The sequence below is a fragment of the Streptomyces sp. NPDC107500 genome (assembly GCF_055582785.1).
This window is the reverse complement of the sequence record NZ_JBVJPF010000005.1, coordinates 219,238-239,187: the sequence shown is the minus strand read 5'-3', so window position 1 is coordinate 239,187 and position 19,950 is coordinate 219,238. Positions and strand designations below refer to the sequence as shown.

Genomic DNA, 19,950 nt, shown 5'->3' with positions numbered 1-19,950 from the left:
TGCTGGTGAAGATCCTTCCTGGTGCGGTCAGCTGAGACCGACTCAGATGTCGAGGAAGCGGACGTCCTTGGCGTTGCGCTGGATGAACGCGCGCCGGGCCTCGACGTCCTCGCCCATCAGCACCGAGAACAGGTCGTCGGCCTGTGCGGCGTCGTCGAGCGTGACCTGGCCGAGGACGCGGTGCTCCTGGTCCATGGTCGTGATGCGCAGCTCCTCGGCGTTCATCTCACCGAGACCCTTGAAGCGCTGCACGGAGTCCTCGCGGATGCGCTTGCCGGCCTGGCGGCCCATCTCGATCAGCGCGTCGCGCTCGCGGTCGGAGTACGCGTACTCGAAGTCGTCCCGACCCCACTTGATCTTGTACAGCGGCGGGCGGGACAGGTACACGTGCCCGGACTCGACCAGCGGCCGCATGAAGCGGAACAGGAAGGTCAGCAGCAGGGTGTTGATGTGCTGGCCGTCGACGTCGGCGTCCGCCATCAGGATGATCTTGTGATAGCGGAGCTTCTCGATGTCGAAGTCCTCGTGCACACCGGTGCCGAACGCGGAGATCATCGCCTGGATCTCCTGGTTCTGCAGGATCCGGTCGATGCGCGCCTTCTCGACGTTGAGGATCTTGCCGCGGATCGGGAGGATCGCCTGGTACTGCGGGTTCCGGCCGGACTTGGCGGAACCGCCGGCGGAGTCGCCCTCGACGATGAAGATCTCGCACTTGGTCGGGTCGTTGGACTGGCAGTCGGACAGCTTTCCAGGCAGCGACGCCGTCTCCAGCAGACCCTTGCGGCGGGTCAGGTCGCGGGCCTTGCGGGCCGCCACACGCGCGGTGGCCGCCTGGATGCCCTTGCGGATGATGTCCGCCGCCTCGTTCGGATTGCGGTCGAGCCAGTCGGCCAGGTGCTCGTAGACCACGCGCTGCACGAAGGTCTTGACCTCCGTGTTGCCCAGCTTGGTCTTGGTCTGGCCCTCGAACTGCGGCTCGGACAGCTTCACCGAGATGATCGCCGTCAGACCCTCGCGGATGTCGTCACCCGTGAGGTTGTCGTCCTTCTCGCGCAGCAGCCGCTTGTCGCGCGCGTACTTGTTGATGAGCGAGGTCAGCGCCGCACGGAAGCCCTCCTCGTGCGTACCGCCCTCGTGGGTGTGGATGATGTTGGCGAAGGAGTAGACACCCTCGGTGTAGCCGCCGTTCCACTGCATCGCGACCTCGAGGGACAGGTTGCGGTCCTTGTCCTCCGCCTCCAGGTCGATCACGGTGGGGTGCACCACTTCTCCCTTGCGGGAGTTGAGGTACTTCACGAAGTCGACGATGCCGCCCTCGTAGTAGTACGAGACGGTCTTGACCTCGTGCTTCTCGTCCTCGCCCGCCTCGTCGGCACCCGCCGTGGCCTTCGCCGACTCGCGCTCGTCGGTGAGGTTGATGCGCAGGCCCTTGTTGAGGAACGCCATCTCCTGGAAGCGCCGCGACAGCGTCTCGAAGGAGTACTCGGTGGTCTCGAAGATGTCCGGGTCGGCCCAGAAGGTGACCGTCGTACCGGAGTCCTCGACCGCCTCGTGCTGGGCGAGCGGCGCGGTGGGGACACCCAGCTTGTAGTCCTGGGTCCAGCGGTAGCCGTCGCACTTGATGTCGACGGACAGCCGGGACGACAGGGCGTTCACGACGGAGACACCGACGCCGTGCAGACCACCGGAGACCGCGTAACCGCCGCCGCCGAACTTGCCGCCCGCGTGCAGCACCGTCAGGACGACCTCGACGGCCGGCTTCTTCTCCACGGGGTGGATGCCCACCGGGATGCCACGGCCGTTGTCGACGACCCGGACACCGCCGTCGGCGAGGATCGTGACGTCGATCGTGTCCGCGTGGCCGGCCAGCGCCTCGTCGACGGAGTTGTCCACGACTTCCTGCACCAGGTGGTGCAGACCGCGTTCACCGGTCGAGCCGATGTACATACCGGGTCGCTTGCGGACCGCGTCCAGACCCTCGAGCACGGTGATGGCACTGGCGTCGTACGAGGCGGAGGTCGCGCCGTTCGAAGTGCTCACCACGTCGTTCACGCCGGTGTCGGTGGACGGGTTGTTCTCGTTGGGGTTGCCGGAATCGGCCACGAAGCGCCCTTTCTGGCACAGCACGAGCCGGGCTCGTCGGCGGGTTGCCGGAGCGGCTGCGGCATGTTGCGTTGGTAAGCCTTGATCAGCGTTGCTCAGCTAGTCCCGAACGGTCCCCACGTTCGGGGCGGGATTCTCTCCCAGTCTACCGGTACCACTGACACTGATGGGGGTTTGCCGGTACCTGAGTCCGCATGTGCCGCCCTCAACCAGCCTCGCCCGACTCCCGATATGCGGAAGGGGGCCTCAAGAGGCTCACAACGGCACTCAGCGCTTCGAGGCGTCAACCCTTGGCTACTTGGGAGTCATATCGTGATTCACGATCACGCGCAGGGGTACGCCTCAGCGGTCGCCGACGGTTCACACCGATCAACGACGCCCGAATATGTGAGGTACATCACCCATGTGTGACAGGGCGCCAGAGTGCCCGCCCGTCACCCGTGAAGCGCCCCTCGCTCACCCGTAGGTGTCGCCCGGACCCTGGCTGCCGGGCGCGCGCAACGGGCCGTAACGGCGCCCGGGACCCCCGGCACCGCCAGGTCCCAGCACCTTGATCATCCGGACCGAGCCGTGCCCCAGGTCCTCGTTGAGCCGCGCCACCAGGGTCGGCGCCAGCAGCCGCAGGTTCGTCGCCCAGGCCGTCGAGTCGCAGCGCACCACCAGCACCCGCTCGTCCTCGTCGTACCGCTCCGGAACACAGTGCTTGGCCACGTCCTCGCCGACGATCTGCGGCCAGCGGCCCATCACGCCGCCCACCGCGGCCGGCGTCTCCCAGCCCCGCTCGGTGATCAGCCGGTTGATCGCCGACCCCAGCGCCATCGGGTCGCGCCCGTCGGCCCGCGCCCCGGAGCGCAGGCCGCCGCGCCGCGCCTGCTTCTTCTGCTGCGCCGCGTCCCCACGCGCGCGTGCCGCCTCCCGCGCCGCCCTGAGTGCCACGCGCGCGAGGTCGACGCCGGACGGTTCGGGATTCCCACCCCGGGACCCGGGCTGCTCCTTGGGGACCGGTTCCTCGGTGCTCATACGCGCTCCACCGTGCCCTCCGCGACCGTGAACCGCGTCCCCGCCAGCACCCGCGGCACGTCGTCGGCGACCGCGGCCGTCACCAGCACCTGCTCGCCGGGCGCCACCAGCTCGGCCAGCCGCTCCCGGCGCCGCGCGTCCAGCTCGGCGAAGACGTCGTCGAGGACCAGGACGGGCTCGTTGCCCTCGGCCCGCAGCAGGTCGAACGAGGCCAGCCGCAGCGCCAGCGCGTACGACCAGGACTCGCCGTGGGAGGCGTACCCCTTGGCGGGCAGTGCACCGAGTTTGAGCAGCAGATCGTCCCGGTGCGGCCCCACCAGGGTGACGCCCCGCTCGATCTCCTGCTTGCGCGCCTCGGCGAGCGCGGCCATCAGCTGCTCGTACAGGTCCTCGCGCGTGTGCGCCTCCCCCGGCGCCGACGGCTTGTACTCCAGTGCGACGGGACCGCCGCCCGGGGCGAGCTGCTCGTACGCCTTGTCGGCCAGCGGCTGCACGGCGGCGATCAGGTCGAGGCGCTGGGCGAGCAGCTCGGCGCCCGCGCGCGCGAGGTGCTGGTCCCAGACGTCGAGCGTGGACAGGTCCATCGTGCGGCCGCCGTGCCGGCGGGCCAGCGCGGCCGACTTCAGCAGGGTGTTGCGCTGCTTGAGGACGCGGTCGTAGTCGGAGCGCACCCCCGCCATGCGCGGGGAGCGGGCGGTGATCAGCTCGTCCAGGAAGCGGCGCCGCTCCCCGGGGTCGCCCTTCACCAGCGCCAGGTCCTCGGGCGCGAACAGGACGGTGCGCACGATGCCGAGTACGTCACGGGGCCTGACCTGCGAGGACCTGTTGATGCGGGCCCGGTTGGCCCTGCCCGGGTTCAGCTCCAGCTCGATCAGCTGCTGCCGGTCGCCCTGTCTGACCTGGGCGCGGATCACGGCGCGCTCGGCGCCCATGCGCACCAGGGGCGCGTCGGAGGAGACCCGGTGGCTGCCGAGGGTGGCGAGGTAGCCGACCGCCTCGACCAGGTTCGTCTTGCCCTGCCCGTTCGGGCCGACGAAGGCGGTGACGCCCGGGTCCAGGGGCACCTCGACCCGGGCGTAGGAACGGAAGTCGGCCAGCGACAGATGCGTGACGTGCATGGTCGTTCGCCGACCTCCCCAACTGGTGGTGCCTACTTCTTCTCGACCGCGTGACCGCCGAACTGGTTGCGCAGCGCGGCGATCATCTTCATCTGCGGGGAGTCGTCCTGCCGGGACGCGAACCGCGCGAACAGCGACGCCGTGATCGCCGGCAGCGGCACCGCGTTGTCGATCGCGGCCTCCACAGTCCAGCGTCCCTCACCGGAGTCCTGTGCGTAACCCCGCAGGTCGCCGAGGTGCTCGTCCTCGTCGAGCGCGTTGACCGCCAGGTCCAGGAGCCAGGACCGGATCACCGTGCCCTCCTGCCAGGACCGGAAGACCTCGCGGACGTTCTCCACGGAGTCGACCTTCTCCAGCAGCTCCCAGCCCTCGGCGTAGGCCTGCATCATCGCGTACTCGATGCCGTTGTGGACCATCTTCGCGAAGTGGCCCGCGCCGACCTTGCCGGCGTGCACGGCGCCGAAGTCGCCCTCCGGCTTGAGGGCGTCGAACACCGGCTGCACCTTGGCGACGTTCTCCGCGTCGCCGCCGTACATCAGCGCGTAGCCGTTCTCCAGGCCCCACACGCCGCCGGAGACGCCGCAGTCGACGAAGCCTATGCCCTTGGCCGCCAGCTCCTCCGCGTGCTTCTCGTCGTCCGTCCAGCGGGAGTTGCCGCCGTCCACGACGACGTCGCCGGGCTCCAGCAGCTCGCCGAGCCGGTCGACGGTGGCCTGGGTGGCCTCGCCGGCCGGGACCATGACCCAGACCACGCGCGGGGCGTTGAGCTTGCCCACAAGCTCTTCCAGGCTGTGGACGTCGGCGAGATCCGCATTGCGGTCGTATCCGACGACGGTGTGGCCCGCGCGGCGGATCCGCTCGCGCATGTTGCCGCCCATCTTGCCGAGGCCGACGAGACCGAGCTCCATCAGTTGCTTTCCTTAGGTGTGCGAGGTGGCAAGGCGGCACCTCCGTACCCGCCGGATGCGTGCCGCGGCACTTTCGTACCCGCGCCGAGCCTAAACCCGGACGCCCGTGCACAGCTGTGGGCATACGCGCTCAGACGTACGCCCCTCACCTGCGGGTTTTCCTCACCCTGTGGACAACCACCGACGGTGCGGACGGCTCAGCCGCTCAGCCGCACCGGCATGATCAGGTACTTGTAGGCCTCGTCCGCCTCGGCGTCCAGCGCGGGCTTGCCGCTGAGCAGCGCCGGCTTCGTGGACGTCGTGAAGGACAGCTGGGCGACCGGCGAGTCGATGGCGCTCAGACCGTCCAGCAGGAAGGTCGGGTTGAAGGCGATCGAGATGTCGTCGCCGTCCAGCTGGGCGTCGACCCTTTCCACAGCCTGTGCGTCGTCGCTGGAGCCTGCCTCCAGGATGAGCACGCCCTGCTCGAAGCTGAGCCGCACCGGGGTGTTGCGCTCGGCGACCAGGGCCACGCGCTTGACGGCCTCCACGAAGGGGGCGGTCTCGATCACGGCGACGCTGTTGAACTCCGTCGGGAACAGCGTCTTGTACTTCGGGAGGTCACCCTCCAGGAGACGCGTCGTCGTCCGGCGGCCGGCGCCCTCGAAACCGATCAGGCCCTCGCCGGCGCCCGAGCCGGACAGCGCGATGATCACCTGGTCGCCGCTGGTCAGCGCCTTGGCGGTGTCCTGGAGCGTCTTGGCGGGCACCAGGGCGACCGCGGAGACCTCCGGGTTCTCCGGCTTCCACAGGAACTCGCGGACCGCGAAGCGGTAGCGGTCGGTCGAGGCCAGCGTCACCGAGTCGCCCTCGATCTCGATGCGCACACCGGTGAGCACGGGCAGCGTGTCGTCGCGGCCCGCGGCGATCGCGACCTGCTGCACGGCCGCGGCGAAGACCTCGCCGGGGACCGTGCCCGTCGCCTCCGGCATCTGCGGCAGCGCCGGGTACTCCTCCACCGGCAGGGTGTGGAGGGTGAACCGCGAGGAGCCGCAGACCACCGTCGCCCGTACACCGTCTGTGGAAATCTCCACCGGCCGGTTGGGGAGGGCGCGGGAGATGTCGGCGAGCAGGCGGCCGGAGACGAGCACCGTGCCCTCCTCCTCGACCTCGGCCTCGACCGACACCCGCGCGGAGACCTCGTAGTCGAAGCTGGACAGGCTCAGCTGCCCCTCCTCGGCCTTCAGCAGCAGGCCTGCGAGGACCGGCGCCGGCGGACGGGCCGGGAGGCTGCGCGCCGCCCAGGCCACGGCCTCCGCGAGTACGTCGCGTTCCACCCGGATCTTCACTGTTGCCGCCTCCTGCTGTTGCCGGCGCTGCTCGCCCTGCCTGGCCTTCGTCGTCTGGGTCGGTGTCGTCGTTCCCCACGGGACCGGAACACCGGGGACCAGTCTGACGCACCCCACTGACAGTAGGTGCCCTTCGGGGTCAAGTCGTGACGAGGGACGGTCGGGCTCCCGAGAGCGAGTTGTGCACAGGACCCGCTTCGAAACGAATTCCGCTCTCTCTAAGGTCAGGAGTAGTAGTAGGGCCTGTGGATACCGTGGATAACCGCGTTTTCGCAGGTCAGAGCAGGAATTTTGTCCACTGGTCCTGTGGGTGGAGCCCGTGGACAACCGGGCGTATCTGTGGAGAACAGAAAGTTCTGCACACTCCGTGCACAGGGAGAGGCGACTTCTCCCCAACGCCGTCCCCAGCTTTACCCACGTTTCCCACAGCCCAACCCGGCACCTTGATGTGACGCCTTTCACTCGACGCGGTGACAGGGCGCGTCATGTTGCCGAACAGTGGACAGGCATGTGGAGAAGCCCATGATCGTTGGGGACAACCGGCTCCAGCCTGTGGGTTGCCCGTGGACAACTCGATGCACAGCCTGTGGAACATCTCGTCGTCCACAGCCTGTGGAGATCGTTCGTCCACGAATCCACAGGGAGCTGACCTGCCCTGATGATCCCTCAACAGCCTGGCCTGTGGACAGGATCGGGACAACTTCCCAGTCCCCAAGGTGTGGACGGAAAAAAGTGGCCCAATCTGTGGAGGACGGCCGTAACCCCGCAGGTAATCGAACAGCGGCTGGGACGGGCGTACGACCTCCGGGCACGACGCACGCGTCCTCGGGCACGACGTCCACGCGTCCTCGGGTACACGAAAGGCGCCCCCGGAGTGTCCGGAGGCGCCTGTGGGCCGGTGCCGGCGGCCGTCAGCCGTTCTTGATGCGGTTGGTCAGCTCGGTCACCTGGTTGTAGATGGAGCGCCGCTCCGCCATCAGATTGCGGATCTTGCGGTCGGCGTGCATCACGGTGGTGTGGTCCCGGCCGCCGAACAGGGCGCCGATCTTCGGCAGCGAGAGGTCCGTCAGCTCGCGGCACAGGTACATGGCGATCTGCCGGGCCGTCACCAGCGCGCGCCCGCGCGAGGTGCCGCACAGGTCCTCGACGGTGAGGCCGAAGTAGTCGGCGGTCGCGCCCATGATGGCCGTGGAGGTGATCTCGGGCGCGGAGTCCTCGCCACCCGGGATCAGGTCCTTGAGGACGATCTCGGTCAGGCCGAGGTCGACCGGCTGCCGGTTGAGCGAGGCGAAGGCCGTCACCCGGATCAGCGCGCCCTCCAGCTCGCGGATGTTCCGCGAGATCCGGGAGGCGATGAACTCCAGTACCTCGGGCGGGGCGTTGAGCTGTTCCTGCACGGCCTTCTTGCGCAGGATCGCGATGCGCGTCTCCAGCTCGGGGGGCTGGACGTCGGTGGTCAGGCCCCACTCGAAGCGGTTGCGCAGCCGGTCCTCCAGGGTCACCAGCTGCCGGGGCGGCCGGTCGGAGGAGAGCACGATCTGCTTGTTGGCGTTGTGCAGCGTGTTGAAGGTGTGGAAGAACTCCTCCTGCGTCGACTCCTTGTCCGCCAGGAACTGGATGTCGTCGACGAGCAGGATGTCCATCTCGCGGTAGCGCTTGCGGAAGCTGTCGCCCTTGCCGTCGCGGATGGAGTTGATGAACTCGTTGGTGAACTCCTCGGAACTCACGTAGCGCACGCGTGTGCCCGGGTAGAGGCTGCGCGCGTAGTGCCCGATGGCGTGCAGCAGGTGGGTCTTGCCCAGTCCCGACTCCCCGTAGATGAAGAGCGGGTTGTAGGCCTTCGCGGGCGCCTCGGCGACGGCGACGGCCGCCGCGTGGGCGAAGCGGTTGGAGGCGCCGATGACGAAGGTGTCGAAGAGGTACTTCGGGTTCAGTCGCGCGGTCGGCTCGCCCGGCCCGGTGGCCGGCGCGGGCTGCGCGGCGAGCGGTCCCGGGGCGCCGGTTGCCGGTCCGGGGCCGACGGGGCCGCCGCGGTGCACCCGTCCCGAGCCGGACGGGGGCTCGGGCAGGTCCCGGCGGGGGCCGCGCTGGTCGTATTCACCGCGCGGGGAGTCGTATTCACCGCGAGAGGTCTCGTAGTCGCCCCGGGACTGCTCGTAGTCGCCACGGGGGGATTCGTAGTCGCCGCGGGGCTTGTCGTAGTCCCCGCGCGGTTGGTCGTACTCCCCGCGCTGCTTGTCGTAGTCCCCGCGCGGGGAGTCGTACGGCGGGCGCTCCGGGGACTTCGGCCGGTAGTCCTGCTGGTACGCGTCGTGGGGGTACGGCGCCGGGTCCTGGCCGTACGGCTCCTGCGGCGGTGAGGCGTAGGGGTCCCGCTCCGGGAAGCCGAGGCGCTGCTGCTGCCAGCCGTAGTCGTCCTGCTGCGTCGGGCGCGGCCAGGAGCCGGGCTCGGGGCGCTGGTACTCCTGCGGGTAGGCGGGCCGGGCGGTGGGCAGCTGGTCGGCGCGGTGGCGGCCGTATCCCTCGTACTCGTCGCGGCCCTGGCCGGGGGCGGGGAGCTCGGGCTCCTCGTAGCGGGGCTGGGGACGGCTCGGCGGCGCCTGCGGGGCGGGGCCGGCGGGCTCGCCCGCGGTGTCGTCGACGGTGATCGCGATGCGGATCGGCCGGCCGCACTCGCGGCTGAGGGTCTCGCTCACGACGGGGGCGAGACGGCCCTCCAGTACGCCCTTCGCAAATTCGTTCGGTACGGCGAGCAGGGCGGTGTCGGCGACCAGCGCGAGCGGCTGACAGCGCCGGATCCAGTGCTCGTCCTTGGATTCGACGCCCTGCCCGCGGCCTTCCCCGAGGAGCTGTTCCAGTACGCGTGGCCACACTGCGGCAAGATCGGCAGGTACGTCAGCCACAGGGCACGCTCTCTCACGAGTCCCTCGAAGGTGTGATTCGGGGACGGGTCGGGATGAAACTCGGATGGGGCAGGGATAAGGGAACGAATCGGAGTTCAGCCACGGTAGTCAGCGCGGCCGGTAGGGTTCAAGTTGTTGTCCCCAGCCTGTGGACAAGTGTCTCCCGGTCCCCGTTGGTTTGACCGAATGGCGCAGTCCCACGTACCGTGACCAGGTCGAGTTGTCGATGGCTGCTGCCGCCTGCCTCCGATGGGCACAGGTCACGTCCAAGGTGATCGAAAAGCGGTGCACTCGGGCGTAACGCGAGCTACTCGTGGGCGCACGGTGACAGCCAGGACGGCACCCCGCCAACCCCGATTCTTTCTGGAGCCCCCGAGTGAGCAAGCGCACCTTCCAGCCGAACAACCGCCGTCGCGCCAAGACCCACGGCTTCCGGCTGCGGATGCGTACCCGTGCCGGCCGCGCGATTCTCGCGACTCGCCGCAGCAAGGGTCGCACCCGCCTGTCCGCCTGATCCCGATCAGGTCATGACGTCGTGCTGCCCACCGAGAACCGGCTGAGGCGGCGCGAGGACTTCGCGACCGCGGTACGACGAGGCCGCAGGGCCGGCCGCCCGGCCCTCGTCGTCCACCTTCGAAGCGGTTCCACGGACCCGCACGCGCCTGGGGAGAGCGCTCCCCCGACACGTGCGGGTTTCGTCGTGAGCAAAGCTGTAGGAGGCGCGGTGGTGCGCACCAAGGTGAAGCGCAGGCTTCGCCATCTGGTGCGCGACCGGATCCACCTGTTTCCCCCCGGTAGCCTGGTAGTCGTACGAGCGCTGCCCGGTGCGGGTGACGCCGACCATGCACAGCTGGCCCGAGACCTGGACGCCGCCCTGGAGCGGCTACTGGGAGGGGGCGCGCGATGAAGTACCCGCTACTGGCTCTGATCAAGCTCTACCAGTGGACGATCAGTCCGCTGCTGGGGCCGGTGTGCAAGTACTACCCGTCGTGCTCCCACTACGGGTACACGGCCATCGACCGGCACGGAGCCGTCAAGGGCACGGCGCTCACGGCATGGCGCATCCTGCGATGCAATCCGTGGTCGCTGGGCGGCGTGGACCATGTTCCGCCGCGCAAGCGTCCGCGGTGGCACGAAATGCTGCGTGACGCCTGGCGTGCACGTAAGGGCGGGCCCTCCGCCGCCGAACCGGCCACCGAAGGACGGACGGCTCCCACGAGCCCCTCCGGCCCCTCGGGCCCGGCCGCAGAGACCTCGCCCCATGCCCAAGGAGCATGATTAGTGGACACGATTGCCAGCCTGTTCAGCTTTATCACCTGGCCCGTCTCCTGGGTCATCGTCCAGTTCCACACGGTGTACGGGGCGATCTTCGGACCTGACACCGGATGGGCCTGGGGCCTGTCCATCGTGTCCCTGGTGGTCCTCATCCGCATCTGCCTGATCCCGCTCTTCGTGAAGCAGATCAAGGCGACGCGCGGCATGCAGACGCTCCAGCCGGAGATGAAGAAGATCCAGGAGCGCTACAAGAACGACAAGCAGCGTCAGTCCGAAGAGATGATGAAGCTGTACAAGGAGACGGGCACCAACCCGCTCTCCTCGTGCCTTCCCATCCTGGCGCAGTCCCCGTTCTTCTTCGCCCTGTACCACGTGCTCAACGGCATCGCGTCCGGTGACACCGTCGGTGCGGTCAACCAGAAGCTCCTGGAGAGCGCGCAGCAGGCCCACATCTTCGGCGCCCCGCTGGCCTCCAAGTTCTTCAGCAGCGAGAGCGACGTCGCCGCCCTCAACGCCTCGCTGACCGATGTGCGGGTCGTCACCGCGATCATGATCGTGCTGATGTCCGCGTCGCAGTTCTTCACCCAGCGCCAGCTGATGACGAAGAACGTCGACACCACGGTGAAGACCCCGTTCATGCAGCAGCAGAAGATGCTGATGTACGTCTTCCCCGTCATGTTCGCCGTCTTCGGCGTGAACTTCCCCGTCGGTGTCCTCGTCTACTGGCTGACCACCAACGTGTGGACCATGGGCCAGCAGATGTACGTCATCCGCAACAACCCGACGCCGGGTTCCAAGGCCCAGGCCTCCTACCTGGAGCGGCTGCACAAGAGCGTCACCGAGCACGGCAAGACGCGCGGCCGGGGCGAGAGGGCCGTCGTGAAGGCCATCGTCGCCAAGGGCCGGGACCGCAACGAGTTCGAGCGCAAGTTCATCAACGGCCTGAACAAGGCGGGTCTCGCCGCCCAGCCCGACGGCAACGTGATCAAGAGCGACGCCTCCGCGGCCGCCCAGAGCGAGGACGGCACGGCCGTCGCCACCGCCACGCCCAAGCGGCAGCAGCCCAAGCGCCAGAGCAAGTCGCAGCGCCACCAGTCCACCAAGCCGGGCGGTGAGTCCGAGGCGAAGACCTCGCTCACCAAGTCCGACGAGCCGGAGGACGGCAAGCAGGCCGCCAAGCCCGCCGATGCCGCCAAGAAGTCCGGACAGCAGAAGCCCGCCCAGCAGAAGGGCGGCGGCACTCGCAGCAAGGCCCAGTCCGGGCAGCGCAAGGGCCCGCAGCGGCCCAAGTCCCCGTCGAAGAAGTAAGAAGGAGTCCATCCCGTGACGGAAGGCACCACCTCCGCCGCTGCCGAGGGCGCAGACACCCTCTCCCGCCTCGAGCAGGAGGGCGAGATCGCCGCGGACTACCTGGAGGGTCTGCTCGACATCGCCGACCTCGACGGCGACATCGACATGGACGTCGAGGCAGACCGTGCCTCTGTCTCGATCATCAGCGACTCGAACAGCCGCGACATCCAGAAGCTGGTCGGTCGGGACGGTGAGGTGCTGGAGGCTCTGCAGGAGCTGACGCGCCTGGCCGTGCACCGGGACACCGGTGACCGCAGCCGACTGATGCTCGACATCGCCGGCTACCGGGCCCAGAAGCGTGCCGAGCTGTCCGAGCTGGGCGCCAAGGCCGCGGCCGAGGTAAAGAGCAGCGGCGAGTCCGTGCGGATGAAGCCGATGACCCCGTTCGAGCGCAAGGTCGTGCACGACGCGGTCAAGGCCGCGGGGCTGCGCAGCGAGTCCGAGGGCGAGGAGCCCGAGCGCTTCGTCGTCGTGCTTCCCGCCTGATCGGTTCTCTCGTTCTCCGGCCCCGTCTGTTGCGCAGGCGGGGCCGAGTTTTGTCAGCCTGATAGTTCTGGTGGTTCTGGCACCGGCGCCTGGTGCGCCGGGCGCCGTACGGAAGGACGGTCCCCGTGACGGAGGCAGCGGAGCTTCCCCCTGTACCCGAGCAGGCACGTGACGTGTTCGGCGATCGCTACGCGGACGCGGTCCGCTACGCGGAGCTGCTTGCCGAGGCAGGGGTGAAGCGCGGTCTGATCGGCCCGCGTGAGGTTCCCCGCCTGTGGGAGCGGCATCTGCTGAACTGTGCGGTGCTCTCGGAGGTCGTGCCCGAGGGAGTGACGGTGTGCGACGTCGGGTCGGGCGCCGGTCTGCCTGGGATCCCGCTGGCGCTGGTGCGGGACGACCTGAAGATCACGCTGCTGGAGCCGCTGTTGCGGCGCACGAACTTCCTGACCGAGGTCGTGGAGCTGCTGGGCCTGGACCACGTGACCGTCGTGCGCGGCCGGGCCGAGGAGGTCATGGGCAAGATGCCGCCGGTGCATGTGGTGACGGCTCGTGCCGTAGCACCGCTCGACCGCCTCGCCACCTGGGGGATTCCCCTACTGCGCCCGTACGGCGAGATGCTCGCGCTCAAGGGCGACACGGCGGAGGAGGAGCTGAAGGCGGCGGCCACCGCACTGAGCAAGCTGGGTGCCGAGAAGACTTCCGTCCTTCAGGTGGGCGAGGGCGTCGTGGATCCTCTGTCCACCGTGGTGCGGGTCGAGGTCGGCGAGAGCCCCGGTGGTGTGCGCTTCGCCGCCAAGCGGGCCAAGGCGGCCCGGACGGGGCGGACGCGCCGGCGTCGCGGCTGACCCGTCCTGGCGTCCGGCCGTACTCCACACAAGCTGCCATACCTACGCATGCCGGAGTGTCGCGGGAGTTCGGCATCGCGCGCTGTGCATCGTGTTTCACGTGAAACGTCGCTCACTGCTGCACGGCATCATCAGTCGCGGCCGCGCTGCGGCCGACCCCCGCGACCGGAAGCCTCTCGGGTCGCTCGGAGAGGGGGCGGAGTTGTCCACAGAGGTGGATTTCTCCACAGAACACCAGGCCTCACTGGTTCATGACCCCGAAGGCATGGGAGGCTCTGTTCATTGCGAGCCTGAAGTCGAGGAGAGTGAATCCTTGCGGTCCGACGCCAATATCGCGGGACCGATGACCGATCCGGTCCCCGGTCCCCGTACCGAGTCGATGGGAGCGGATGTTTCACGTGAAACACCGCCTCCGATGGACGACACTCCGATCGGTCGCGCTGCCCAACTGGCGGTGGAGGCTCTGGGGCGCGCCGGCGAAGGGCTGCCGCGACCCGAGCAGACCCGGGTCATGGTGGTCGCCAACCAGAAGGGCGGTGTGGGCAAGACGACGACGACCGTCAACCTTGCCGCCTCACTCGCCCTTCACGGTGCCAGAGTCCTGGTCGTCGACCTGGACCCGCAGGGCAACGCGTCCACCGCCCTGGGCATCGATCATCACGCCGACGTCCCCTCCATCTACGACGTACTCGTCGAGAGCCGACCGCTCTCGGAAGTGGTCCAGCCGGTCCCGGATGTCGAGGGTCTGTTCTGCGCGCCCGCCACGATCGACCTCGCCGGCGCCGAGATCGAACTGGTCTCTCTGGTCGCCCGGGAGAGCCGGCTTCAGAGGGCGATCGCCTCGTACGAGCAGCCGCTGGACTACATCCTCATCGACTGCCCGCCCTCCCTCGGTCTGCTGACGGTCAATGCGCTTGTCGCGGGCCAGGAGGTGCTGATCCCGATCCAGTGCGAGTACTACGCGCTGGAAGGGCTGGGTCAGCTGCTCCGCAACGTCGACCTGGTTCGAGGTCACCTCAACCCGACGCTGCATGTGTCGACCATCCTGCTCACCATGTACGACGGCCGGACGCGACTCGCGTCCCAGGTCGCGGACGAGGTACGCAGCCACTTCGGCGAAGAGGTGCTGCGGACGAGCATTCCCCGCTCGGTCCGTATCTCCGAGGCCCCGAGCTACGGGCAGACGGTACTGACCTACGATCCAGGATCGAGTGGAGCCCTCTCCTATCTGGAGGCGGCACGTGAGATGGCGCTGAAGGGCGTGGGCGTCCAATACGAGGCGACGCACGCTCACCTCGGCGCACAGAATGACCCGAACATGGTGGAGGGGATCCAGTGAGTGAGCGACGGAGGGGGCTGGGCCGCGGTCTGGGCGCACTGATCCCCAACGCCCCGACGGAGAAGTCGGTGGCTTCGGCAGCGCTGGGGAACGCGGCCTCCGCTTCTCCGGGGACGATGCCGCTGCTGCCGAACGAGCGCGGGGTGGCCGCGGCGAAGGTGGCCACGCTGCCTCCTGTTTCACGTGAAACAGAGGAGCCGGTGGCTTCCGGTGGCGCGGAGGGCCTCCGGGCACCCATGGGGGCGCATTTCGCCGAGGTGCCTCTCGACGCCATCACGCCGAACCCGAAGCAGCCGCGTAAGGACTTCGACGACGACGCGCTGGCCGAGCTGGTCACCTCCATCAGGGAGGTCGGGCTCCTCCAGCCGGTCGTGGTCCGGCCGATCGGCCAGGGTCGCTATGAGCTGATCATGGGCGAGCGTCGTTTCCGGGCCTGCCGCGAGCTGGAGCTGGAGGCCATCCCGGCCATCGTCCGGGCCACCGAGGACGAGAAGCTTCTCCTGGACGCCCTCCTGGAGAACCTGCACCGCGCCCAGCTGAACCCGCTGGAAGAGGCCTTCGCCTACGACCAGCTGCTGAAGGACTTCAACTGCACGCACGACCAGCTGGCCGACCGGATCGGGCGCTCCCGGCCCCAGGTCTCCAACACGCTGCGTCTGCTGAAGCTCTCGCCGAAGGTGCAGAACCGGGTGGCCGCGGGGGTGCTCTCCGCAGGGCATGCCCGGGCGCTGCTCTCCGTCGACGACCCGGAGGAGCAGGACCGCCTCGCGCACCGCATCGTGGCCGAGGGGCTCTCCGTGCGGTCGGTCGAGGAGATCGTGACCCTGATGGGTTCCCGGCCCCAGAAGCCGCAGCGTGCCAAGGGCCCGCGTGCCGGTTCCCTGGTCTCCCCGGCGCTCTCCGACCTGGCGACGCGGCTGTCCGACCGCTTCGAGACCCGAGTGAAGGTCGACCTGGGACAGAAGAAGGGCAAGATCACCGTGGAGTTCGCCTCCATGGACGACCTTGAGCGGATCCTCGGAAGCCTCGCCCCCGGCGAAGGTCCCGTGCTGCAGAAGGGGCTCCTGGACGACGAGGACGAAGACCTCGACTCCTGAAGCACAGGCCGCCAGGGCGGGCCGTGTCCGGTGCATACCGGAACACGGCCCGCCCTTTGCTTTGCGTCGGTGTCGGGGCCGGTGCATCGTGGATACGATGCGATCGGGATGCGTCATCACCTGGCAGTACCTCTGAGAGGAAGGCAGGGGCCATGCGCACGATGGGCCGCACCGGACTGGTGAGCGCGGGCTTGGGGCTGGGCGCCGTCGGTGGCTTCATCGGCAGCCTGCTCAGGGAACGGAGCGCTCTGACAGCCGCTCGTGACGCGGCAGGCGAAGGAAGCGAGGAACAGCCTTCATGGGGCGCCGGCTCGTACCGCTCACGCTGGACAACCTTCAGGACCTTCCCCAGGGCTGTCGCTCGTGCGTCTTCTGGGAACTGGATCCCGTCAGCGGCGAAGCCGCGGTAAAGGCCGGGACGCCCGCCCTGGAGAAGGAGTCCTGGATCTCCGCCGTGCTGCTGGACTGGGGATCGTGCGGCCGGGTGGTCTATGTCGACGATGCGCCGGTGGGCTTCGTTCTCTATGCCCCGCCGGCCTACGTGCCCCGCTCGACAGCGTTCCCCACCAGCCCCGTCTCGTCCGACGCGGTGCAGTTGATCACGGCGTTCGTGATGCCGGGCTACCAGGGACAGGGGCTCGGGCGCGTGATGGTCCAGACGGTCGCCAAGGATCTGCTGCGCCGGGGATTCAAGGCGATCGAGGCTTTCGGGGACGCACGCTGGAAGGAGCCGGCCTGTGTCCTGCCCGCGGAGCATCTGCTGGCCGTGGGCTTCAAGACGGTCCGGCCCCACCCACGCCATCCGCGGCTGAGGCTGGACCTGCGGTCCACGCTGTCCTGGAAGGAAGACGTGGAGTTGGCGTTGGACCGTCTGCTCGGAGCCGTTCAGAAGGAACCCGCGCTGCGTCCGCTGTAGCGGTGGGCCGGGACGAGGAAGCCGCCGTACACGAAGGGGCCGACCCATCCGGGTCGGCCCCTTCGTGTTTCACGTGAAACGTCAGTCGGCGATGAAGTCCTCGAGGTCGCGAACGATCGCGGCCTTGGGCTTGGCGCCGACGATGGTCTTGGCCACCTCGCCACCCTGGTAGACGTTCAGCGTCGGGATGGACATGACGCCGTACTTGGCGGCCGTACCCGGGTTCTCGTCGATGTTCAGCTTGACGATCTCGATCTTGTCGCCGTACTCGGCGGCGATCGCCTCGAGGGACGGCGCGATCTGGCGGCACGGACCGCACCAGGCAGCCCAGAAGTCCACCAGGACGGGCTTGTCGCTCTTGAGGACGTCCTGCTCGAAGGAGTCGTCGGTCACTTGCTTCAGGGTGCCGGCCACGGCGGGCTCCTTAACTGGTTGGTGCGGGGGATGGGGGGTCAGACGGCGGTCTTCTCGGGCTCCGCCTTGTCCTCGTCGCTGAGCGCGGCGAGGAAGCGCTCGGCGTCGAGAGCGGCGGAGCAGCCGGTGCCGGCCGCGGTGATCGCCTGGCGGTAGGTGTGGTCGACCACGTCACCGGCGCCGAAGACACCGGTCAGGTTGGTGCGGGTCGACGGAGCCTCGACCTTCAGGTAGCCCTCCGGGTCCAGGTCGAGCTGGCCCTTGAAGAGCTCGGTGCGCGGGTCGTGGCCGATCGCGATGAACAAGCCCGTCACCGGCAGGTCCGAGAGTTCGCCGGTCTTCACATTGCGCAGCTTCAGGCCGGACAGCTTCTGGTCGCCCTGGACCTCCGCGATCTCGCTGTCCCAGACGAACGTGATCTTCGGGTCGGCGAAGGCGCGCTCCTGCATCGCCTTGGAGGCGCGCAGGGTGTCCCGGCGGTGGACGATCGTCACGGACTTGGCGAAGCGGGAGAGGAATGTGGCCTCCTCCATCGCCGTGTCGCCACCGCCGATCACCGCGATGTCCTGGTCCTTGAAGAAGAACCCGTCACAGGTCGCGCACCAGGAGACGCCGCGTCCGGAGAGGGCGTCCTCGTTCGGCAGGCCGAGCTTGCGGTGCTGGGAGCCGGTGGTGATGATGACGGCCTTGGCCTGGTGGACCGTGCCCGCGGTGTCGGTGACGGTCTTGATCTCGCCGGAGAGGTCGACGGCGACGACATCGTCGGGGATCAGCTCGGCGCCGAAGCGCTCGGCCTGGGCCCGCATGTTGTCCATGAGCTCAGGGCCCATGATGCCGTCCTGGAAGCCGGGGAAGTTCTCCACCTCGGTGGTGTTCATCAGTGCTCCGCCCGCGGTGACGGCTCCTTCGAATACCAGCGGCTTCAGCGAAGCGCGCGCGGTGTACAGAGCCGCCGTGTAGCCGGCGGGCCCGGAGCCGATGATGATCACGTTTCGGACGTCGCTCACGGCTGCATTCCTCGTCTCTGGACTAGCTTCTTCGGGGCCGGGTGAAGCTGCACTCGGAACTCTCACCCGACCTAACGGATCCTACGGGGCGCGCATTCCCGCCGTGCCCGGGCACACGGGAACGGCGCCGGGGCGCGGTACGGGCGCGAAGAGTCTGATCTCTACGAACGTGCGTAGGAGTGCTTCAAGAGGATCTCGGCCTTGCTGACGGCGGGCTCCCGCACGCACGACGAGTCGACGATGTAGGCGGTGACCCGCGAGTCGTTGGAGGCGTCGGGCAGGACCACGAGCAGGACGTCCTTGCCCTGGTAGATGCCCTTCTCCGTGGCGATCACAGCGTCGTCGCGGCCGATGCCCTTCTCGATGCACTCCGGGATCGTCGGCTGCTTGAAGACATGGTTCTCGGCACCAGTCTCGTTGCCGTTCTCGGACTCCGTGCCGAAGGTGCGCGGGGTACGCGGTCCGCTTTCGTTGGGCTGCCCGCCCGCGAGGAGGCCGGTGACCTTGTCCTGGAGCTTGCCCTCGGAGAAGGTGTCCGCCGGCGCCGACTGCTGTCCGTGGGCGGTTTCGTCCGATGGGCTCCCCCCGGTCAGGGAGGACACGACGACCGAACCGAGGCCGATGGCGGCTGCGGCGGCCACGGCGCCGAGTACGGCGATCCTGCGCCTGCCGCCACGACGGCGGTCCTTGCGGCCCGGGCCGGTGGAGGAGGGACGGGCGTGCCCGGCGGGACGGTCGGCTGCCGCCGATGCCGAGGGTGGTGCCGATGTTTCACGTGAAACGCGCGCGCTGCCGTCGCTGGACGCGGTTTCCTCTGTGGTGGCCCCCAGCGCCGCCTCGGCCTCGGCTGCCAGGGCGGCGTCGATACGCTGGGCCACGTCGTCCGGCATCCGTTCCGGCTCCGGCAGGGCGCCGAGCAGTCCCTGGATCTCCTCCAGTGAGGCGTAGACGTCCGAGCAGAGGTCGCACCCCTCCAGATGCCGCCGTATGTCGGTCGTCCGGGTGGTCGGGAGGAGGCCTTCGGCGAGGTCGGAGATCTCCACGACGTCCGGGTGCCCGGCCCTGTCTGTCGTCGACGACGTCACGCTCGTCCACCTCCGCCCTTCACTGCGGCTGAATCGCTCGACCCGTTCTCCGGCGGACCCGCGCGGTGCGGTCCCGCTGCCGGTGGGACGGATGTCCCCGGCGTCCGGTTCCGCTCGGCGCCGGACTTCCTGTCCTCACCGCTCCCGCCGCTGCCCTCCGGGCGCAGATGGGAGAGTTGCGGCAGGAGTCTGGCCCTCCCCCGGGCGCACCTGCTCTTGATCGTGCCGGTCGGTACGTCGAGAATCCGGGCGGCCTCGGCGACGGGGTAGCCCTGCATGTCCACCAGGACGAGGGCTGCCCGCTGGTCGGCAGGCAAGGTGCCCAGGGCCTTCAGCAGCTGGCGGTGCAGGTCGTTGCGCTCGGCGGGGGCGGAGGCCGACTCGTGCGGCTCCAGGAGCTGCTCCAGGCGCTCGGTGTCGTCGACCGGGGCGGTCTTCCGGGAAGCGGCCTTGCGTGCCCGGTCCAGACAGGCGTTCACGGTGATCCGGTGCAGCCACGTCGTGACGGCCGCCTGTCCGCGGAAGGTGTGGGCGGCCCGGTAGGCGGAGACAAGCGCGTCCTGAACGGCGTCGGCCGCCTCCTCCCGGTCTCCCAGCGTCCGCAGAGCCACGGCCCAGAGCCGATCGCGGTGACGGCGCACGAGCTCACCGAAGGCGTCGGGATGGCCGTCGACATGGCTGGCCAGAAGGTCCTGATCGCTCATGTCGCCGAGCGAAGGCTCTTCCTGCACGACTCCCCTCCCTCCGCGGGCAACT

At 68.8% G+C, this 19,950-nt stretch carries 19 protein-coding genes; 9 read left to right on the top strand and 10 right to left on the bottom strand.

Annotated features, from left to right (window positions below; all coding sequences use genetic code 11):
* Positions 1-42: 42 nt before the first annotated feature.
* From gyrB to dnaA, 6 genes are all read right to left on the bottom strand, one after another.
* Complete coding sequence (gene gyrB, locus ACZ67M_RS21380) at positions 43-2,103, bottom strand: DNA topoisomerase (ATP-hydrolyzing) subunit B (protein ID WP_206328622.1); 2,061 nt, start codon at positions 2,101-2,103, stop codon at positions 43-45.
* A 456-nt stretch (positions 2,104-2,559) separates the two neighbouring features.
* Positions 2,560-3,123: a DciA family protein gene (locus ACZ67M_RS21375; RefSeq protein ID WP_361356741.1), complete on the bottom strand. Its 564-nt coding sequence runs from the start codon at positions 3,121-3,123 to the stop codon at positions 2,560-2,562.
* Positions 3,120-4,241, bottom strand: a complete 1,122-nt coding sequence (gene recF, locus ACZ67M_RS21370; RefSeq protein ID WP_392237200.1) for a DNA replication/repair protein RecF — start codon at positions 4,239-4,241, stop codon at positions 3,120-3,122. Before recF ends, ACZ67M_RS21375 begins: the two co-directional genes overlap by 4 nt.
* Positions 4,242-4,273: 32 nt before the next feature.
* Positions 4,274-5,149, bottom strand: a complete 876-nt coding sequence (gene gnd, locus ACZ67M_RS21365) for a phosphogluconate dehydrogenase (NAD(+)-dependent, decarboxylating) (RefSeq protein ID WP_392011205.1) — start codon at positions 5,147-5,149, stop codon at positions 4,274-4,276.
* A gap of 197 nt (positions 5,150-5,346) precedes the next feature.
* Positions 5,347-6,477, bottom strand: coding sequence for a DNA polymerase III subunit beta (dnaN, locus tag ACZ67M_RS21360; protein WP_064728819.1), 1,131 nt, complete (start codon positions 6,475-6,477; stop codon positions 5,347-5,349).
* Between the two features lie 911 nt (positions 6,478-7,388).
* Positions 7,389-9,380: a chromosomal replication initiator protein DnaA gene (gene dnaA / locus ACZ67M_RS21355; protein ID WP_385803139.1), complete on the bottom strand. Its 1,992-nt coding sequence runs from the start codon at positions 9,378-9,380 to the stop codon at positions 7,389-7,391.
* Between the two features lie 376 nt (positions 9,381-9,756).
* On the opposite strand from dnaA, the gene rpmH reads away from it, so the two are divergent.
* The 9 genes from rpmH to ACZ67M_RS21310 all read left to right on the top strand — a co-directional run bounded on the left by rpmH (position 9,757) and on the right by ACZ67M_RS21310 (position 16,688).
* Positions 9,757-9,894 carry a 50S ribosomal protein L34 gene (gene rpmH / locus ACZ67M_RS21350; RefSeq protein ID WP_064728817.1) on the top strand — a complete coding sequence of 46 codons (138 nt, stop codon included), beginning with the start codon at positions 9,757-9,759 and terminating at the stop codon, positions 9,892-9,894.
* A 21-nt stretch (positions 9,895-9,915) separates the two neighbouring features.
* On the top strand, positions 9,916-10,287 hold the full coding sequence (gene rnpA / locus ACZ67M_RS21345; RefSeq protein WP_378808939.1) for a ribonuclease P protein component: 372 nt from the start codon (positions 9,916-9,918) through the stop codon (positions 10,285-10,287).
* Positions 10,284-10,658 carry a membrane protein insertion efficiency factor YidD gene (yidD, locus tag ACZ67M_RS21340; protein WP_125491288.1) on the top strand — a complete coding sequence of 125 codons (375 nt, stop codon included), beginning with the start codon at positions 10,284-10,286 and terminating at the stop codon, positions 10,656-10,658. Before rnpA ends, yidD begins: the two co-directional genes overlap by 4 nt.
* A 3-nt stretch (positions 10,659-10,661) precedes the next feature.
* Positions 10,662-11,963 carry a membrane protein insertase YidC gene (gene yidC / locus ACZ67M_RS21335; RefSeq protein ID WP_392011196.1) on the top strand — a complete coding sequence of 434 codons (1,302 nt, stop codon included), beginning with the start codon at positions 10,662-10,664 and terminating at the stop codon, positions 11,961-11,963.
* Between the two features lie 15 nt (positions 11,964-11,978).
* On the top strand, positions 11,979-12,491 hold the full coding sequence (locus tag ACZ67M_RS21330; protein ID WP_122616558.1) for a Jag family protein: 513 nt from the start codon (positions 11,979-11,981) through the stop codon (positions 12,489-12,491).
* 125 nt (positions 12,492-12,616) lie between these two features.
* Positions 12,617-13,336, top strand: coding sequence for a 16S rRNA (guanine(527)-N(7))-methyltransferase RsmG (gene rsmG, locus ACZ67M_RS21325; RefSeq protein WP_352155405.1), 720 nt, complete (start codon positions 12,617-12,619; stop codon positions 13,334-13,336).
* A 265-nt stretch (positions 13,337-13,601) separates the two neighbouring features.
* The gene (locus ACZ67M_RS21320) at positions 13,602-14,675 is read left to right on the top strand and encodes a ParA family protein (RefSeq protein WP_163015882.1); all 1,074 of its coding nucleotides are present in this window, start codon (positions 13,602-13,604) and stop codon (positions 14,673-14,675) included.
* Positions 14,672-15,772, top strand: a complete 1,101-nt coding sequence (locus ACZ67M_RS21315) for a ParB/RepB/Spo0J family partition protein (protein WP_385803134.1) — start codon at positions 14,672-14,674, stop codon at positions 15,770-15,772. Before ACZ67M_RS21320 ends, ACZ67M_RS21315 begins: the two co-directional genes overlap by 4 nt.
* A 298-nt stretch (positions 15,773-16,070) precedes the next feature.
* Positions 16,071-16,688: a GNAT family N-acetyltransferase gene (locus ACZ67M_RS21310; RefSeq protein WP_361356724.1), complete on the top strand. Its 618-nt coding sequence runs from the start codon at positions 16,071-16,073 to the stop codon at positions 16,686-16,688.
* Between the two features lie 81 nt (positions 16,689-16,769).
* On the opposite strand, the gene trxA is transcribed toward ACZ67M_RS21310, so the two are convergent.
* The 4 genes from trxA to sigM all read right to left on the bottom strand — a co-directional run bounded on the left by trxA (position 16,770) and on the right by sigM (position 19,925).
* Complete coding sequence (gene trxA / locus ACZ67M_RS21305) at positions 16,770-17,102, bottom strand: thioredoxin (protein WP_063482508.1); 333 nt, start codon at positions 17,100-17,102, stop codon at positions 16,770-16,772.
* 38 nt (positions 17,103-17,140) lie between these two features.
* Positions 17,141-18,109 (bottom strand): thioredoxin-disulfide reductase, encoded by a 969-nt coding sequence (gene trxB / locus ACZ67M_RS21300; protein WP_361356721.1) that lies wholly within the window; start codon positions 18,107-18,109, stop codon positions 17,141-17,143.
* A gap of 161 nt (positions 18,110-18,270) precedes the next feature.
* Positions 18,271-19,194: an anti-sigma factor family protein gene (locus tag ACZ67M_RS21295; RefSeq protein WP_469852214.1), complete on the bottom strand. Its 924-nt coding sequence runs from the start codon at positions 19,192-19,194 to the stop codon at positions 18,271-18,273.
* Entirely contained in the window at positions 19,191-19,925 is a 735-nt protein-coding gene (sigM, locus tag ACZ67M_RS21290) for an RNA polymerase sigma factor SigM (RefSeq protein ID WP_392099928.1), read from the bottom strand. The genes ACZ67M_RS21295 and sigM overlap by 4 nt, the downstream gene beginning before the upstream one ends.
* Between the last annotated feature and the right edge of the window lie 25 nt (positions 19,926-19,950).